18 protein-coding genes are annotated in these 15,732 nt (G+C 55.0%); 10 read left to right on the top strand and 8 right to left on the bottom strand.

The window, feature by feature from the left end; translation table 11 throughout:
• Positions 1-3 precede the first annotated feature (3 nt).
• The 8 genes from BLIJ_RS13335 to BLIJ_RS02480 form a co-directional block, all read right to left on the bottom strand.
• Entirely contained in the window at positions 4-675 is a 672-nt protein-coding gene (locus tag BLIJ_RS13335; protein ID WP_012576902.1) for an SIP domain-containing protein, read from the bottom strand.
• Positions 676-691: 16 nt separating this feature from the next.
• On the bottom strand, positions 692-1,303 hold the full coding sequence (locus BLIJ_RS02510; protein ID WP_012576901.1) for a site-specific integrase: 612 nt from the start codon (positions 1,301-1,303) through the stop codon (positions 692-694).
• A 781-nt stretch (positions 1,304-2,084) separates the two neighbouring features.
• Entirely contained in the window at positions 2,085-2,873 is a 789-nt protein-coding gene (locus BLIJ_RS02500) for a hypothetical protein (RefSeq protein ID WP_012576899.1), read from the bottom strand.
• A complete protein-coding gene (locus BLIJ_RS02495; RefSeq protein ID WP_012576898.1) occupies positions 2,870-3,811 on the bottom strand; it encodes an ABC transporter ATP-binding protein in 942 nt (313 codons plus the stop codon). Before BLIJ_RS02495 ends, BLIJ_RS02500 begins: the two co-directional genes overlap by 4 nt.
• Entirely contained in the window at positions 3,795-4,340 is a 546-nt protein-coding gene (locus BLIJ_RS02490; RefSeq protein ID WP_012576897.1) for a hypothetical protein, read from the bottom strand. Before BLIJ_RS02490 ends, BLIJ_RS02495 begins: the two co-directional genes overlap by 17 nt.
• A gap of 8 nt (positions 4,341-4,348) precedes the next feature.
• Complete coding sequence (locus BLIJ_RS13330) at positions 4,349-4,867, bottom strand: stage II sporulation protein M (protein ID WP_157860786.1); 519 nt, start codon at positions 4,865-4,867, stop codon at positions 4,349-4,351.
• Positions 4,868-4,908: 41 nt separating this feature from the next.
• The gene (locus BLIJ_RS02485) at positions 4,909-5,205 is read right to left on the bottom strand and encodes a hypothetical protein (RefSeq protein WP_041982380.1); all 297 of its coding nucleotides are present in this window, start codon (positions 5,203-5,205) and stop codon (positions 4,909-4,911) included.
• 345 nt (positions 5,206-5,550) lie between these two features.
• The gene (locus tag BLIJ_RS02480) at positions 5,551-5,820 is read right to left on the bottom strand and encodes a type IV secretory system conjugative DNA transfer family protein (protein WP_012576895.1); all 270 of its coding nucleotides are present in this window, start codon (positions 5,818-5,820) and stop codon (positions 5,551-5,553) included.
• 268 nt (positions 5,821-6,088) lie between these two features.
• Between BLIJ_RS02480 and BLIJ_RS02475 the strand changes: the two genes are divergently transcribed.
• The 10 genes from BLIJ_RS02475 (at position 6,089) to BLIJ_RS02435 (ending at position 15,716) form a co-directional block, all read left to right on the top strand.
• A complete protein-coding gene (locus BLIJ_RS02475) occupies positions 6,089-7,414 on the top strand; it encodes a sensor histidine kinase (RefSeq protein WP_012576894.1) in 1,326 nt (441 codons plus the stop codon).
• A 16-nt stretch (positions 7,415-7,430) separates the two neighbouring features.
• Positions 7,431-8,138 (top strand): response regulator transcription factor, encoded by a 708-nt coding sequence (locus BLIJ_RS02470; protein ID WP_012576893.1) that lies wholly within the window; start codon positions 7,431-7,433, stop codon positions 8,136-8,138.
• 132 nt (positions 8,139-8,270) lie between these two features.
• Positions 8,271-8,954, top strand: coding sequence for an ATP-binding cassette domain-containing protein (locus BLIJ_RS02465; RefSeq protein WP_014484607.1), 684 nt, complete (start codon positions 8,271-8,273; stop codon positions 8,952-8,954).
• Between the two features lie 171 nt (positions 8,955-9,125).
• Positions 9,126-9,254 carry a lasso RiPP family leader peptide-containing protein gene (locus tag BLIJ_RS14135; RefSeq protein WP_014484606.1) on the top strand — a complete coding sequence of 43 codons (129 nt, stop codon included), beginning with the start codon at positions 9,126-9,128 and terminating at the stop codon, positions 9,252-9,254.
• A 54-nt stretch (positions 9,255-9,308) separates the two neighbouring features.
• Positions 9,309-10,898 (top strand): asparagine synthase-related protein, encoded by a 1,590-nt coding sequence (locus BLIJ_RS02460; protein ID WP_012576890.1) that lies wholly within the window; start codon positions 9,309-9,311, stop codon positions 10,896-10,898.
• Positions 10,885-11,157 carry a PqqD family protein gene (locus BLIJ_RS02455; protein WP_012576889.1) on the top strand — a complete coding sequence of 91 codons (273 nt, stop codon included), beginning with the start codon at positions 10,885-10,887 and terminating at the stop codon, positions 11,155-11,157. Before BLIJ_RS02460 ends, BLIJ_RS02455 begins: the two co-directional genes overlap by 14 nt.
• Positions 11,154-11,582 carry a lasso peptide biosynthesis B2 protein gene (locus BLIJ_RS15245; protein ID WP_012576888.1) on the top strand — a complete coding sequence of 143 codons (429 nt, stop codon included), beginning with the start codon at positions 11,154-11,156 and terminating at the stop codon, positions 11,580-11,582. The genes BLIJ_RS02455 and BLIJ_RS15245 overlap by 4 nt, the downstream gene beginning before the upstream one ends.
• Entirely contained in the window at positions 11,579-13,357 is a 1,779-nt protein-coding gene (locus BLIJ_RS02445) for an ABC transporter ATP-binding protein (RefSeq protein ID WP_014484605.1), read from the top strand. The genes BLIJ_RS15245 and BLIJ_RS02445 overlap by 4 nt, the downstream gene beginning before the upstream one ends.
• A 206-nt stretch (positions 13,358-13,563) precedes the next feature.
• Positions 13,564-14,280, top strand: a complete 717-nt coding sequence (locus tag BLIJ_RS02440) for an ABC transporter ATP-binding protein (RefSeq protein ID WP_014484604.1) — start codon at positions 13,564-13,566, stop codon at positions 14,278-14,280.
• Positions 14,280-15,716, top strand: a complete 1,437-nt coding sequence (locus BLIJ_RS02435; RefSeq protein ID WP_012576885.1) for an FtsX-like permease family protein — start codon at positions 14,280-14,282, stop codon at positions 15,714-15,716. Before BLIJ_RS02440 ends, BLIJ_RS02435 begins: the two co-directional genes overlap by 1 nt.
• Positions 15,717-15,732: the final 16 nt, after the last annotated feature.

The raw sequence follows: 15,732 nt of genomic DNA, 5'->3' as shown, positions 1-15,732 counted from the left end.
TGACTATTTTTGACTCCAATATCCATGCAATTCAGCACAAAATATTTCTTTTTCTGATAAATATTTTCTTATTTTCACTATTGTCGCCACCTCGTTTGCAGCCCACACGGCGACATCACCTGAAAACAAATCTTTCTTCCCTTTTATCAAGGAAAGCACTCCTTCTGATTCTCTTTGGATTGAAAAATATTTTGACGTTTTGAATCCTATAGAATAATCTATGTTTTCTATGGTCTCGACGAATACAGTACAGTTATGTTTTCTGCTTGCATATTCTACGATTTTCTTTATCGCGTAAACTGATGTATCATCGCCTAAAAATACTAATGAACCAGCATTCAGCGTTTCTGCTTTAATAGAAGGGCGTCCCAACTTTATGCTTACATGTTGGTTCATCGCAAGATCGTTCAGCCAGTGATATGCCTTACCGAAATTCCTATGCCTATATATAATAGTATGAATTATTCTGTTATTATTGTTTTCTAGTAATGCTGTATATGTTCGTTGAATAAATCTATCTTTGTGTATTGGATCAGGAATTAGATAATAAATATCATATGGAATATTCGTATTGGAGAAGCATATTGGTTCTTTTACTTCAATATCAATAGCAACATGAGAGGAATCACAATCTGATACAGCTATAATTTTCGCATCGACCCAATCATAACTCATTCTTCTCACCTCACCTCTATCGAGTGTCTGTATTATTGCACTTTGGTTTTCTTCTCATTCTGTTTACTAGTTTTTTGTCATCTATAGTTGACTCATACTGGCTATGTATGAATTCATCTACGAGTTGGTTGACAACTTGACTCCGGTGCTGATCGACGATGCGCTGGTAGTGCTTGATGGCGACCTTCTCGCTGGAGTGCCCCAGCTCGTCCATAACTTCACGCAACGTGCCGCCCCTGAGCATCAGCAGTGTCGCATGGCTGGCACGCAACGATTTAAAGGTTAGATCAGGTCTTCCCGCTTTTTCTCTGGCTTTGCGGAACTGACCTTCCAGCGTTGTTTGACTCATAATCTTCACCCGTCTTGGCGGGAACACCATGGCATCGGGATCAGTCCAGTCACAGTGCTGACGCAGATGATCACCAATCACGGGGATGAGCCCGTCCGGAATGGGCACACTGCGTATGCTGGAACGCGTCTTGGTATCGGCGATTCGCACGCGACCACGATCTGTTCGGCCTCGGTTGACGGAATGCCGGACGCGCAGCGTTCTCGACATAAGATCGATATCCCCAACCTGCAGTCCGCACAATTCCCCGCATCGCAAACCCGCTGTAGTGTATGTCATCTGCGATAATGAAACATTCGCTCTCTTCGGCTTGCATGGTAGCATTGCGGGCAATGGCAATGATGTTCATGCGAAAGGCATATGGATGATAATCAGATTGACTGGCGTGAGACCGTAGAGGCACTCCTTGCCCGCTCGAAACGGTCATTCGTGCCGATTGACAAATCCTTCGTGCAGCTTCCACGCGGCAACGAAGAGCGCAACAGTGTGCTTGCCCGGTTCGTCAGGAACGGAGACAGGGTTCTCCAAGGTGAACACTTACACCGTGCTACCGCCGTTCGACCGGGAATCGCTGAACTCGTCCCGCAGAAGAAGAGACATAACGGAGGTGAAAGCCAATGAGTGATCCGGTCGCATGGAGCGATGAAAGCGTCAGAACGCAGGGAACGGTCCGCTGGATTTCAGCCTGATGGTCGCCTCCTTGGATTTTCGGACCGTGGATCTTCGCACAAGTTGACTCTTCCCGAAACGAATCAGATATCACTGGTCGCTGGTGAACGATATATTATGAGATAAGCCAGCCTCTGAGGAGGAAATGGAAGTAGGAGCCGGATTCCCTGTGCATCATGGGGGCCGGCTCCTGCGCTATCGATTACGAGCCACAGGAAGCTCTGGATGTAATGATTCCAATCATGACATTATTGAAGTTCCTGTATCAATAACATCAATATGTTTACCGAGCACGTCACTGTGCATCGACGATGCTACGTTATTCCCACTGACGGGAAGCAACCACCGCGGCTGCTTACAATAGCTTCTCGACAAATTCCACAAAGATTGATCATCTGATATCTCTCTGCTTTTGGGCGATGCAGGCGATGCCGATTGCGGTCATGGCATACGCGAGGGCAATCGCGCCGCTGAGCATCGGGCTGATGCCTGGTTTGGGTTCCAGTATGGCGGTGCCGGCTATGGAGGGCAGCCATTCGTGCAACGTTTGGGGTGCCTGCAGATTGGTCACGACGATGGGCAGGAGATAATACAGGGCTATGTAGGCGGCCGCGCCTTTGCCCGCCGAGTCGAGGGTCACGCATAACGCGGCGGCGACCAACATTCGTCCGGCGAGTATCAACGCCACGGGCAGGCACAGCAGCAATGCCGTGGACAGCGGCGCGGGCCATGCCTGTTCGGGCACGACGGGATTGAGGATGAGACGGGAGACCCCGGTCGCGGCAAGCGCGCCGGCTGCCGTCACGGTGGTGCCGATGATGGCGATGTCGGCGCACAGGGCCAGGAACAGTCGCGTCCGTTTCGGCTCGACCAGAAACAACGGCACGGCGGTGGCCGTGTTGGTCAGGATGCGGATGGTGAGCAGCGCGGCGACGATCGCCACGGGCTCGGTCATGGGCATGACGGCGCCGGCGATGCTCGGCCCCATGCCCGCAAGCGTGGCCAGGCCGTCGAGCTTGGAATCGGCGGAGAACATGAGCCGCACGGAGGCGCTGGTCAGTGCGGAGAACGCGATGAACGCCACCGGCAGACCAAGCCAAGCAGTCAGCGGTGCCGGCCGGCAGACCGCGTAGCGCATGAGCAGCATCAAACGTCGTAGGCATCGTCCCGTCCTGTTCATGATGCGCGTTCCTTTTCCGGGGTTTGCCGGATCATGCCGGTCATCACGTCACGTAATGTCGGCTCGGCATGGTCCAGACGGACCAGTGTGGCGTCATGCCTCGCCGCAATGGCGAACACGGCGGCCTCGTCCGTCTGTCGTGCCAGATAGGAGCCGTCATCCGAGAGGTGAAGATCGGCTCCGGTTATGGCCAATTCGCCGATGACCATGGCCTTTCGAGTCTCATCCACATCGGGCGCGAACCGGAACACGGTCCCGGACTTGCCGCCGTTGTCGGCGATGACCTGTTCGAGCGGCCCATAGGCCATCTGTCTGCCGTGCATGATGATCAGTACGTGGGTGGCGATGCGTTGCAGTTCGTCGATCTCATGGGCCGCGAGGATGACGGTCTTGCCGGCGGCGGACCATTGGCGCATCGAGTCGTGCAGCCAGAGTCTGCCGGCGATGTCCAATCCGTTGAACGGCTCGTCCAACACGAGAACCGGCGCGTCGGCGATGATCGCGCCGGCCACGCCCAGCCGTTGCCGCATACCCGTGGAATACCCCTTGATCCGTGTCTTCGGCCAACGCTCCAAACCGCAGTCGCGCAGCACGCGGCGCACGCGGCGGCGCACGTTGGGCAATTCCATCATGCCGGCCATGAACGTCAGATACTCACGGCCCGTCATCGACTCATCGCCCAACCGGCCGCCCAGAAACACGCCCACCTGCAGACCCGGTCGCTCCAACTGCCCGTACGGGCGGCCCATGACCAGCGCATGTCCCCGGCTGGGAGCGGACAGGCCAAGCGTCATGCGCAGCGTGGTGGACTTTCCCGCACCATTCGACCCGGCCACCGCCACCACCTGACCCGGCTGCGCCTCGAAATCGATCGGGCCTATCGTCGGCCCGGACGCATACCGCTTGACCAGGCCGCGAACCTCAACAGTGGCGTCCATGGCGAGTCTTGCCGCGATGAGATACCGGATCGCCGGCGTTTACTGATGCCGCGATACTGGAATCTATCTGTCCTAGCTCATCTCCGATCATTTCATCGTCAGCGACAATACTCGGTTCCGGAGGCTTTTCCTCCAACCGAACGACTCCTCTGCGCTGATCCACCACCTCATGCATCAGATAAACCACAAATGGCATATACAGCAGGCTGCACACCATCAACACAATCATCCATTTGAACTGGCGGCGAGCCCACTGCCGATACGCCAACACCAGCCAGACCGCCGAACACGACCATTGGAACACCGTCACCTGCACGACCGCGGGCGGCGTGGACGGCACCCCGGCCAGCAAATTCGAGAACACCTCATGCGCGTACCTGCCATACGCAGGCAACGCCACGGCCTCTGCCACACCAAGCCACACGATCAGCACGCCGGCCAATACCAGATACCACCAGTTCAAAGTATGGCGACGCCCGTTGGAAATACGCCACTTCAAGGACTCAAACCAGACCGAAAGGCGAATCATGATGCTCCTTAAATATGAGATACGTATGTTTCTATAATTGCAGCAAGGACAAGCGAAATCCATGAAATAAAAGCCATTGACAGGGTCAATAAAACGACATTACCTGTATCAACATTTCGTTTCTGACTGTTTTGTAAGAAACATAATTCATAATGTGTAATAGTTAGTGCAATGCCTGCAGCAGTAATCAAGGAAAAGCATTCAAAGAAAAGATGCGGAATAACCGCTGTTAATAATTTATTACCAAAGCCTTGGAACAAATACTGAGCCGCACTCCAACCAAAGATGCCATAGTTAATAACCAATACGATAGTTGTAGGAACAGAAAAAAGAAATCCCCCTAATAATAGTGTTAGCCATACTTTAGTATTATTCCACAGCAGTTCATTAAGATACACGTTTGGAATTATGGCCTTGCTCAAAGGGTACGGACGTAGTCTGGCCAAAAGTCCACCACCCAGAAACGCCATTAAGGAAATCATTAGGATACAACACGTCTTAATAAAGAGCAACTTCAGGAATCCCACATTATTCCTTTCCTGCAAGGCCATAATATCTAATTAATAAATCACCATGCTGCGGCACCTGATGTTCCCAAGATGCCAATCATGGATTGAATGGCAGAAGTGAGTGGCGCCGCCGCGGGGAAGATCATTCCCACCGCAGCAGATCCAAGCCAAGCTACAGCGACAATTGCGGTGGCTGCTGCGCTTCCAATTCCTAGCACTACCATTAGAGAAGCGACAAGTGGAACAACAAAAGGAGTGACGAACACTGCCGCAAGAGCAACTGCCGCACTTGCCATTTGACGCTTTCCCTTATCGCAAGACGTGAGGCGGATATCATTTTCATGCTTAGACATCATTGTCTCCTTTGAATAATGTTAACAAACACTATGTAACTTCATTAGTTAATTGCATTAGTTTCCTTGAGTAATACATCAGCATTATTTTGTAGCCTGCTATTGGTCGCACTTAATGGAGGCGATCGTGCTGCATTCGTAAACTCTTTTATCATAGGGCTCCTTATAAAATCTCAGTATTATAATGTTGCCATTTTATTGCTATAAGACATCGACAAAAGTCTCATTCGCAATTCTCTCGTTCCATTTGCATTGTCAGCTTCTCAAATTGAAGGTGGACTTACAAGCTCCAAATTGTCAACTGTCATTCCGGGATGACAATACCTCAGGATTTTTTGGAACTATGTATCACCAATCACCGCCTCTGGCTGAAAAATGGCGGTATGCCTCTGAGTAGGTAGATGCATCGGCCGAGGGGATGCGTCCGAGTTCGTCCGGGGTGAGGAGTTTGCGAGCATTTTTGCGGGTGCTGCGTGTCCAGCTGCCGTTGAGGCCTTTGGTTTCGTTGGTTTCGATGACGTCGATGGTTTGGTCTCCGAGCCGGTCGCTGATGCAGGTGCGGTCGGGCAGTTCGTTGCGTCGGGTCTTGCGGTCCGCCCGGCGCACCGCCGCGAGCATGCGAGCGGCCAGGCAATACGGTCATTCGCACGGCGCATGGCCAGGGGCCGTGTTCCCGCGCCGATGAAGGAAAGTATGTCGAGCAGCCTCGCCTGAATCATTCTCTCCGAAATCAGAGCGGAAGTCTGCGATAGGTCACTGTCATCCGTAGATGTCAAACAGGAGCCAAGTCATGGACGGGTGAGCCGTGAATCGTAGATAATGGGAGAGCTGTATTCTCGGACAACGAAGAAGGCGTAAGGTGCAGGTTGCGAGGAACCGCCTCATTATGGGCTCACGTCGGGGTAAATCATCAGATGAGGGACAAACGCTGGCCGTCACCCCGCGCAATCGATTGATCCTATGGTTTCGGCAGCTCAAAGGGGAACGCCTGCTTCGTTTCACGACGACTCTGATCTGCATCGTCGGCACGATGGGCGTGCTGATCCGCGATTATGTGGAAGAGCGGATGGCAATCGGCACAGGATATTCGTTTATCCGGTTCCTCAACGAAGGAGCGGGAATATGGTACTTCCTCATACTGCTGGTTTTAGGAGCCATAAACGTGACGTTAAGGTCCAGAAGCCCCGTGGCGTTGCTGGCCTTGGAATTCATTGAGCTCTCCCTGAGCGTCCTGTTCGGCGTTGGCCTGCACTCATACACGCAGGTCGCGGTTATCCTGGTGCTTTATCTGTGCATCCGGCTTCCCCTGTATGCTCAGGCCATGTGCGATCTGGCCATGATCTGCATGATCGCAGTGCAATACATGCATCCCGCCTCTCTGCAGCCTCAGTATTTGGCGTTACTATATTCCGTCGCTTTGGCCGGCATCGCATCCTCACTGTTGTCCATAGCACGGGACCGTCGAACGGCGAATAGGCTACTGTCCGAAGCACGGCGAAAGACCGCAATACTGGCGGAGGAGAAGAATCGTACGGAACGGCGCCTTCGCATGGCCAACGAACTGCATGACAGCGTCGGTCATGGATTGACCTCGATCATAGCGTTATCGCAAGGAGGCGAGGACTGCATAAGGAACGGCGGCTATTCCGACTCGCAACTGGCCGATGTCTTAGCGGAGATCACATCGATTGCAAAAGACAGTCTGGGCGATACGCGCCGCATACTGAAGGTCTTCAATGAAGAGGAATCGCAGCCGTCTTTGGAACAGGTCGGTCTTGACCCAGTGAATCAGGATGACGTCCTGCGCTTACGGGATTGGGACGATATCAGACCCGTACTGGAACACATACGCGCGACCGGAATCATCGTCGTGTTCACCGAAACGGGAAGACGCGTCGAGGATCCCCGCCGTTCGGATTTATGCTTCGCCGTCACTCGCGAGGCACTGACCAATGCCCTTCGGCACGGCGCGGGACTGACCCGCATTGCCGTCTCCTGGAATCATTACCGTGATGGCGGAACAGCAATCACGATCCGCAACGATGGACACGTCTCCGGACACGACACCACCGGCGAGGCATCCGGTCAAAGCGGGAAGCCGACAGGTGGAACCGGACTGCAACGACTCTCCCAACGCCTTGCGAAAATGGGCGGCACCCTGTCCTATGGGCCATACGGCAATGGCTGGGCGGTCAAGGCACTAGTCCCCTGAAAGAAACGGAAGAACCATGAAGGATGCAAGAGACGACATCATCAAGGTCATGCTGGTCGATGACATGCGAGGGGCGCGCACCGGCTTCATGATGATGCTGAACAACGATCCGAACATCATCGTCAGCTCACAGGCCGCGGACGGCGCCCAAGCAATCGAATTCCTACGGCAATCACCGCAGCAACTGCCTGACGTGATTCTGATGGACGTGCGCATGCCCGTCATGGACGGCATAGAGGCGACGGGCATCATCAAGGAGCAATTCCCCCAAATCCAGATACTGATCCTGACCACATACGATGAGGACGATTACGCCTTCGACGGATTGGCGCGAGGGGCATCCGGATTCCTGCTCAAGGATGCGACCCCCAAACAGCTACGTGACGCCGTACACGCCGTGTATAACGGAGATGCGGTATTGACACCGAGAATCACCGGTGAAGTGCTCAATCGCGGGGTTCGGCCCATATCGGACAACACCCGCATCAAGCTGCTGCGAAGCCTATTCGACGGACTTTCCAAGCGGGAATATGAAGTCGCGGAACTCGTGGCGGCAGGCTTGTCCAATCAGGAAATCGCCGAACACTTGTTCATCGAAACGACATCGGTACGGCGCACGGTAAGCCGCATATTGGCCAGAATGCACATGCGGGACCGAGTCCAAATCGCCATAGCCTGGTATCAATCGGGGCTGGACCAAATAACAGGCGGCAAACCAGCATAAAGATCACGATATTCATCTCAACGATTGTGCTGTTTGTCATCTTCAGATGACAAACAGCACAATCGTTTTACTGGAGAATAGAGCGAACTGGTTAACTGTATTGCGGCCAGGTCAATCGAAGAAAGGAAAACGATGTGCCAGCTGCCCGATTCGGCTTCACCCATCATCGCGTTTGAGAATGTCTCATTCAGCCATGCCGGCCGCGAATTGCATGGGATCTCATTTGCCGCCTATGCAGGTCGAGTCACCGTTCTGATGGGAGCGCATGACGCTGGCAAAACAACTGTTCTCCGGATGCTGTTGGGACTGGATATCCCGGATTCCGGATGCATATCCACCTGTGGCAAACCCTATGGCACATCCCGTATACCAAAAAACGTTGTGAGTGCAATGCCCGAAGCCATTTCACTGTCCCCGTATTACTCGGCCGGAACCTATCTTCGTTGGAAGGCGCTCTGGGCCGGGACGCCTGATCCGCTTCTTGACGGGATCATTCACATGACCGAACTGCAGAATCTTCTCACCGTCAGGCTCCACGATCTCGCTCCGATCGATGTCCTCAAAATGCGATTCGCCATAGCTCTGCTTCCCAACCCCAAAGCCCTGATCATGGACGAACCGCTCCAGACACTCGATCGATCGGGCACGAATTGGATCTGCGAGCAGATACGGAAGCAGGCGAATCGTGGCGTTGCGGTGCTCATCGCATCCGAACCGGACAGCAGGCTGAGGCCGATTACCGATGACGTTGTGGTACTGGATAAAGGCACCGTGGTAAAAGAGGGCTCCCGCGGCCAGCTTTGGAAGGAAGACTGAAAAACGCCAGCGGATCACCCGCTTCCCTAAGGTCCATGTGTTTGGTGTTTGTCATCCGAAGATGACAAACACCAAACACATTCTTGGATGTACCATCCAAATCAGGTTAACTGGAATGGCATGCACCGGCATGCAATCCGGTCCCATATACAGAGCATGAGGAGAACGAAGATGAAGGATTATGTACCCCCGGCCGTTGAGGTCATCGCATCATTCAAGGAAGCAACCAATGGCGTATGGTTCGGCAACTATGTCGATGTTGGCGGCGCCAAGGCCCCGTTCCCTTGGGGATCGAACTGACCGAAACCCTGCATATATTGATGATCCCTAGCTGTATCAGGATAGGGAAACGTGATGCCGTTTACGCATAAGAACCCAAACCGTACCGTGATTGTCCGCGGCGGGAAGCCGACGAACTATTCGAAGCTTCCCGCCTCCATCAGCATCAATGACGAGGGAACATGCGTCCAAGTTCCTCTGCTGAGTGGCGATCGCGTGTTCTGGACCGTCTCCGAAGATGAAGTGCTCCTGTCGGACAGCGCCTCCCGACTTGCAAGCATCACGAACGCCGATCTTGACCTGGAACGCATTGTCATGGATTTGCTGCCTTCGCTCCCTGACAGCCTTCGAGGGGACAAATCCCCATGGAGGAACATACATTCCATACCCGCCGCAACCATACTGCACCTCGACAAATCCAATAGGCCGCGATATACGAGAGCGGAACCTTCACCCGCAAAACATGTTCCGAGCAACGAGATCTTGGCATCACTAAGAAGCCGTTTCCTGACGATCGCGGATGAGTGGCGCAATGAGGCACCACTATCCGCCGATGTGTCCGGAGGAGTGGATTCCGCCGCCATCACATACGTCTTCGCCAGCGAGGGGGTTCGTATGCCCCTGTATCATGAAACACCCGACGATCCAATGAATCAGGATTCCCGATGGGCCGAGCGAATCTCCGAGGACGTTCGGATGCCACTCATCAAAATCGGCCGGGTCGTGGATGGAAACAGATCATTCGAACCCGCAGCCGAATATCCCAACAGAGAGATACCTGAAGAACCGGTCTACTGGAGCGATATCGAAGGCTATCTCAGCCGAATCTCCGAAATGGAAGCAGACGCAAGCCGTATCCATGTCACGGGTTTCGGAGGAGACGAGCTGTTCGCATCCATGCCATCCTCATCATGGAGCTGCCTGCGGGAACACCCGCTACGGCTACGGGACATCCGAAGACAATACAGCGCCGATTACCGGGTCCCACCCTATCAGGCAATTCTCGATCTCACCGATGGCACCGATCTGCATGAGGAATTACGGTCATCGTTCCTGGACGCGGAACAAGGTCATGACCATCGCTCTTCGCCTTGTGGATGGCATGATGCCATACGCATTCCCGAATTCCTGACCGCGAAAGCCAGGAATATCCTATATGGCGCCGTTGAATCACAATTGAAACACGCCGACATTCGGCCATTGAGCCCCGACCGAAGCCGTCATCAGGCGCTCTACTCTCTGTCAATGCAGGCACGAATACTCAATCAGGTTAATCGGACGTTCTCCTCCGACGACATAACGTTCCGCTCCCCCTATCTGGACCACGGAATCGCGGACTATGCGCTATGCGCCCCAATCAGTGCACGCACCGAGGGAAATCTACACAAAGCCGTGTTATACCGGGCGCTCAAGGGCATAATCCCCGAAACGATATTCCGGCGTCCCGTCAAAGGCGATCACTCATATTCACTGTATCTGGCATGGCAACGCTCGAAGGACGCGCTGCTCGACTCAATCGCCGGCGGAGTGCTGGACGAGGAGGGACTGATCGATATGCCAGCCATACGGCGTCGAGCTTCCATGCCGATGCCTGACATCACATTCCTGTTTGAAATGCAACGAGTAGCAGCAGTGGAAAGGTGGCTGAGACATGCAAGCCGATGACACACAGACAAGCATCAGTCTGAGGAATCAGATATCCCTGTATCCCAAGGAGGGCGGGGCAATCGTCTTCGTCAACGACACCGGTGAATATCTGCAGGTCAACGAAATAGGCCGGATTATCCTTGACGGTCTGATGTGCGGCAAAACCATCGAGGATTGTACGAATAAAATCGCCGAAGAATATCAGGCCGACGGACAAATCATCGCCCGGGACGCGGATCGTTTCCTCGCCGATATGGGGAAGCACGTGCGTCTATGAGCATCCCTTTACAGCCGGAAGCGGTCACACACGTCAACTTTCACGACCGCCTGATAGCGCTGATTGCCATCATCATCGGCAGACGGATGGAACGACAGCAAATCGGAGAGTTCTGCCGCCGGCTTGAAACGTGGTCCGAACGATATCCGCCGGCCGACACCAGCACGGCGGAGCGTTACCGCAATGCCGTATGCGTGGTAAGCCGCAAATGCCGCAGTCAGCAAGGTTGTCTGCTTCGGTCGCTCTCCACAGCGGCGGCATGCCGCATCTCTCACCGATCCGTCACATGGTGCACCGGATTCACCGATCGTCCCTTCCGCGCACACGCTTGGGTAGAAGCCAACGGTATACCCATCGGCGAACCTGATGCCGTCAAACAATACACCATTACTAGAGCCAGTTCCGAACGGAAAGATACGCAATGACCGTCAACGACCAGGACGACACCATGCACATGAAACCTGCCTCCATGTACAATCTGATTTCTCCCCTCCGAAAATACCGAGGACGGCTGGCACTCATCCTATGCCTTGGAACCATAGGAGCCTCTATGACGCTGCTCCTGCCTAAGTACATGACCAACTTCTTCCAGAACGGTGTATTCCAGGTTCCCCAGTGGCCCGTCATTGCCGGAATGCTGTTACTCGTCATCGCCTCAGGAGCTATATCAGCCCTACAGAACTACCAACTGCAGAGTACAGGAGAGGATATCGTAAGGGATGCTCGTCTCACACTAAGCAAACACCTGCTACGCCTGCCCATACGCGAATACGATCAACGCGACTCCGGCGACCTGCTCAGCCGTGTCAGCAACGACACCTCACAACTGCGTAATGCATTCATGCAGTGCACATCAGCCCTTGCATCAGGCTTCATCACCGTCATCGGTTCCGCTGTGTTTATGGCAATGCTTGACCCAATCCTATTCGGCACAGCAATCACCCTGCTTCTCACCGTATTCACACTCATGCTGCTGTCCGCTAAATTCATTGAACGAGCAAGCTATGACAGCCAATACACGCTCGGCGACCTTACCTCCACGCTCAATCGCGATCTCGCCGGCATCCGCACCATACGTGCTTCAAACGGCTTCGAGAACGAGAATAAGGTCATTGCCGCCTTAATCAACCGTGTCCGCCTGTCCGGACTCAAGATCGCCAGAATCCAGTCGATCGTCAATCCACTGGCCACGATAGCCCTGCAGCTCGCGGCTATCATCGTGTTCGGTCTGGGATTATGGCGCGTAACCACAGGGCTGCTATCCGTCGAAAAACTTACCCAGTTCATCATGTTGCTGTTCATCAGCATCTCACCGCTCAGCCAGATTATTTACGCAGGCTCACAAATTGGCAATTCAATGGCCGCGATGAACCGTATACGGGAAATATTGGATATTCCCGAAGAAAAGGACCATGACACCGTCGTCACAACAATCAATGAACATATGCCGCTGGCACACAGCAGCCCCTGTCCGCCAGCAGTGGAATTCCAACACGTCTACTTCTCATATGAATCCAAACCAATTCTGCACGACCTGAACCTCTCCATATCCCAGGGAAGCGTCACGGCACTCGTCGGGCCCTCGGGCGCAGGGAAAAGCACGATCCTGCAACTTATCGAACGTTTCTATGATCCTTCCAGCGGAAACATCAATGTACTCGGCAAGGACATAACAACCTGTGATCGAGACGATTTACGCAGCCACATCGCATACGTGGAACAAGATTCACCAGCACTGTCCGGCAGCATACGAGAGAACCTACTTCTCGGATCAAACGATTGTAGCGATGATGAATGCCGACGGGCATTGAAATCCGTGAATCTCTCCCATCTGCTAGATCGATCCGACAAAGGTCTCGATATGCAGATAGGGGAAAACGGAATCATGCTATCAGGCGGAGAACGCCAAAGACTCGCCATAGCCCGCGCCCTTCTTTCCACGGCAAAAATCATCCTGCTCGACGAAGCCACCGCAAACCTGGACGCTGATAACGAACAGCTTGTTACCCAACTACTGGAACAAGCCGAAGACCGCACTTTCATTATCGTCACCCACCAACTCACTACCGTGCGCAATGCCGAAATGATATATGTCCTGAGTAATGGCCATGTCATTGGAGAAGGGAAACACGACCACCTTCTCAAAACCGTTCCCTTGTACTACATGCTTGCCAAAAACAGCAGCTTGCGCCGTCCTTAAAAACAATAAAAAGAGACATTCTCTATAGGTGCCATCATCTTTGGCATTATTTTCCCCTATTGAGGGTGTCATCTCTAGATGACATTTTCGCACGTCTTCTTGCTGCTCATTGTCTCTTCGATGGATAGTGGGGGTATCGAAGTCCAATACGCAGGTGAGGAAGGTGGATAATGGTTCGACATTTGAGGGGAACGGGGAGCGATGCAATGGCGTCGGCTCCGGTCGCGGCCGCGGGGCTGTCGAAGAGTTTCGAGCTGCGTAGGGGTGAGACGGTGCCGGTGCTGAGGCATGTGGATTTCACAGCCGGCTGGGGTCAGATGACGGGGATCGTGGGACCGTCTGGTTCAGGCAAGTCCACGCTCATGTATTGTCTGGCGGGGTTGGAGTCCGTCTCCGATGGCTCTGTACGGGTGCTGGGACAGGAGGTGACCCGTATGAGCCGTGCCCAGTCGGCGCGGTTCCGGCGTGATCATCTGGGGTTTGTGTTCCAGTCGTATAATCTGGTGCCTTCGATGAGCGTGGAGGACAACCTCAGGCTTCCGTTCACGCTGCGCGGTGCGAAATATCCGTGGGATCGCGCGGCCGGGCTGCTTGACCGTCTGGGGATTCTCGGGTTGCGCAGGCAAAACGTGACGTTGCTGTCGGGCGGGGAGCAGCAGCGTGTGGCGTTGGCCCGTGTGCTCGTCGCCGATCCCGAGATCGTGTTCGCCGACGAGCCGACCGGCGCGTTGGACACCGAGTCCGGCGGGCGTGTGGTCGATGAGCTGCGCGCGTTCGCGGATCGTCCTGGTCATGCGGTGGTCATGGTCACGCACAGTCCCGAGGTCGCGGTCCGCTGCGATCGCGTCGCGCGGATGCGTGACGGTGTGTTGGCCGAGGTCGGTTCCGATTCGTCCGGTCTTGATGGGCGGGAGGCGATTTGATGCGTGGCCTGTTGCGTGATTTCAGGGATGCGCCTGTCGTGTGGGGCGCGGTATTGCTGCTGCTGGCAGTGGTGCAGTGCGTGTCGGGCATGGTGATGGTCATGTTGTCGAACGCGAGGATGGCCATGGCGGTTCCGGGGTTGCATGGCAGGGCGGTGATGTTCTCGATGGAGCTGAGCGGCCCTCCTCTGGTGCCGATGATCGTCGTGGGCATGCTCATGGTGCTTTTGGTGGTCTCCTCGGCCATCCGTCAGCGCCGCCGCGCCCTCGCCTTGATCGCATTGCAGGGTGCCACGCCCGGACAGTTGACGTCGCGCGTCTGCGCGCAGGTGCTGCTGTTGGATGTCGCCGCCACGCTCGTCTCGCTTATCGTCTCGCCGGCGCTGGCACGGGGGCTCTATCCGTTCGCGACCCGGCAGTTGGAGGCGAACGGGTTGCCGTTTCTGCCGCAGGATGTGACGGGCATGCTGCGGGCGTGGAGTTGCGGTATCGTCTTCGGATTCGCGATGGCCTTGGTCGGCTCGCTGTTGACGGTGCGCGTGGTCGGCGGCATATCGCCGGTCGAGGCGTTGCGCGAGGCGGCGAACCCTCCGAAAACGGTCGGTGTTCCCCGTCTTGTTCTTGCCTGGATCATGTTCGCCGGGGCGTTGGTCTCGCTGGCGGTCGGTCTGCTGAACGTGCGGAAGACATCGATGGCGCGGATGTCGGTGCAGGTCACGTTTTCGTCCATGTCGCCGCTGGCGTACGGCAACATGATCGCGATGCTGCTGTTCACCGTGTCCGTCTGCCTTGCCGGTCCGGCCGTGCTGTCGGCGACGGTGCGCATGTGGACGGCGGTGGTGCGTCTTCCCTGGCCGGCGTGGCGCATCGCATGCCAGCAGGCTCGGGCCAGGGTGTGCGCGTCCTCGTCCACCATCATTCCCTTGGCCGCCGGATTGACGCTGCTCATGTCATATGAGTCGCTCACCTCGACCATCACCGCGTGGACGCGGCTGCTTCCCGCGGGGACGCCGACGGTGGAGGTGCCCGGTTTCGCCCGTATCCTGGCATTGATCGGCACATCGCTGGTCCTGGTGCTGGCGGCGGTGTGCTCGGGCTATCTGATCGCCCAGCGTGGACGGGAGCTTGACCTCGCGCTAGTAGCCGTCAGCGGTGGAACCCAAGGCCAGCTCAACGCCATCGCCGCCTTGGATGGGCTTATGATTGTCGTCACCTCGTCCCTGATCGCGTTCGTTCCCAGTCTGCTCGTATCCGTCTCGTTCTCCATCGGCATCTGGTTGTCGTTTGACGTGCTGGTATTCGGCATGCCGTGGCTCCTGTGGCTCGTGGTCGTGCTCTTGCTTGCCGCCATGGCGATGCTTGGTTCGTGGCTCACCGCGCAACGTGGCATTCGCACATCGCCGACGGTCGTCATCGCTCGTGCGGCAGGAGAATAAGCACCAAGCGGATATG

The sequence above is a fragment of the Bifidobacterium longum subsp. infantis ATCC 15697 = JCM 1222 = DSM 20088 genome, assembly GCF_000269965.1.
Classification (GTDB): Bacteria; Actinomycetota; Actinomycetes; order Actinomycetales; family Bifidobacteriaceae; genus Bifidobacterium; species Bifidobacterium infantis.
This window is presented reverse-complemented; position numbering and strand designations above follow the sequence as displayed.

What these genes read in the sequence shown, in the direction of transcription:
- BLIJ_RS13335 (WP_012576902.1), bottom strand. Translation starts at nt 675, where the DNA reads ATGAGTTATGATTGGGTCGATGCGAAAATTATAGCTGTATCAGATTGT.
- BLIJ_RS02510 (WP_012576901.1), bottom strand. Translation starts at nt 1,303, where the DNA reads ATGACATACACTACAGCGGGTTTGCGATGCGGGGAATTGTGCGGACTG.
- BLIJ_RS02500 (WP_012576899.1), bottom strand. Translation starts at nt 2,873, where the DNA reads ATGAACAGGACGGGACGATGCCTACGACGTTTGATGCTGCTCATGCGC.
- BLIJ_RS02495 (WP_012576898.1), bottom strand. Translation starts at nt 3,811, where the DNA reads ATGGACGCCACTGTTGAGGTTCGCGGCCTGGTCAAGCGGTATGCGTCC.
- BLIJ_RS02490 (WP_012576897.1), bottom strand. Translation starts at nt 4,340, where the DNA reads ATGATTCGCCTTTCGGTCTGGTTTGAGTCCTTGAAGTGGCGTATTTCC.
- BLIJ_RS02485 (WP_041982380.1), bottom strand. Translation starts at nt 5,205, where the DNA reads ATGATGTCTAAGCATGAAAATGATATCCGCCTCACGTCTTGCGATAAG.
- BLIJ_RS02480 (WP_012576895.1), bottom strand. Translation starts at nt 5,820, where the DNA reads ATGCTCGCGGCGGTGCGCCGGGCGGACCGCAAGACCCGACGCAACGAA.
- BLIJ_RS02475 (WP_012576894.1), top strand. Translation starts at nt 6,089, where the DNA reads ATGGGCTCACGTCGGGGTAAATCATCAGATGAGGGACAAACGCTGGCC.
- BLIJ_RS02470 (WP_012576893.1), top strand. Translation starts at nt 7,431, where the DNA reads ATGAAGGATGCAAGAGACGACATCATCAAGGTCATGCTGGTCGATGAC.
- BLIJ_RS02465 (WP_014484607.1), top strand. Translation starts at nt 8,271, where the DNA reads ATGTGCCAGCTGCCCGATTCGGCTTCACCCATCATCGCGTTTGAGAAT.
- BLIJ_RS14135 (WP_014484606.1), top strand. Translation starts at nt 9,126, where the DNA reads ATGAAGGATTATGTACCCCCGGCCGTTGAGGTCATCGCATCATTCAAG.
- BLIJ_RS02460 (WP_012576890.1), top strand. Translation starts at nt 9,309, where the DNA reads ATGCCGTTTACGCATAAGAACCCAAACCGTACCGTGATTGTCCGCGGC.
- BLIJ_RS02455 (WP_012576889.1), top strand. Translation starts at nt 10,885, where the DNA reads ATGCAAGCCGATGACACACAGACAAGCATCAGTCTGAGGAATCAGATA.
- BLIJ_RS15245 (WP_012576888.1), top strand. Translation starts at nt 11,154, where the DNA reads ATGAGCATCCCTTTACAGCCGGAAGCGGTCACACACGTCAACTTTCAC.
- BLIJ_RS02445 (WP_014484605.1), top strand. Translation starts at nt 11,579, where the DNA reads ATGACCGTCAACGACCAGGACGACACCATGCACATGAAACCTGCCTCC.
- BLIJ_RS02440 (WP_014484604.1), top strand. Translation starts at nt 13,564, where the DNA reads ATGGCGTCGGCTCCGGTCGCGGCCGCGGGGCTGTCGAAGAGTTTCGAG.
- BLIJ_RS02435 (WP_012576885.1), top strand. Translation starts at nt 14,280, where the DNA reads ATGCGTGGCCTGTTGCGTGATTTCAGGGATGCGCCTGTCGTGTGGGGC.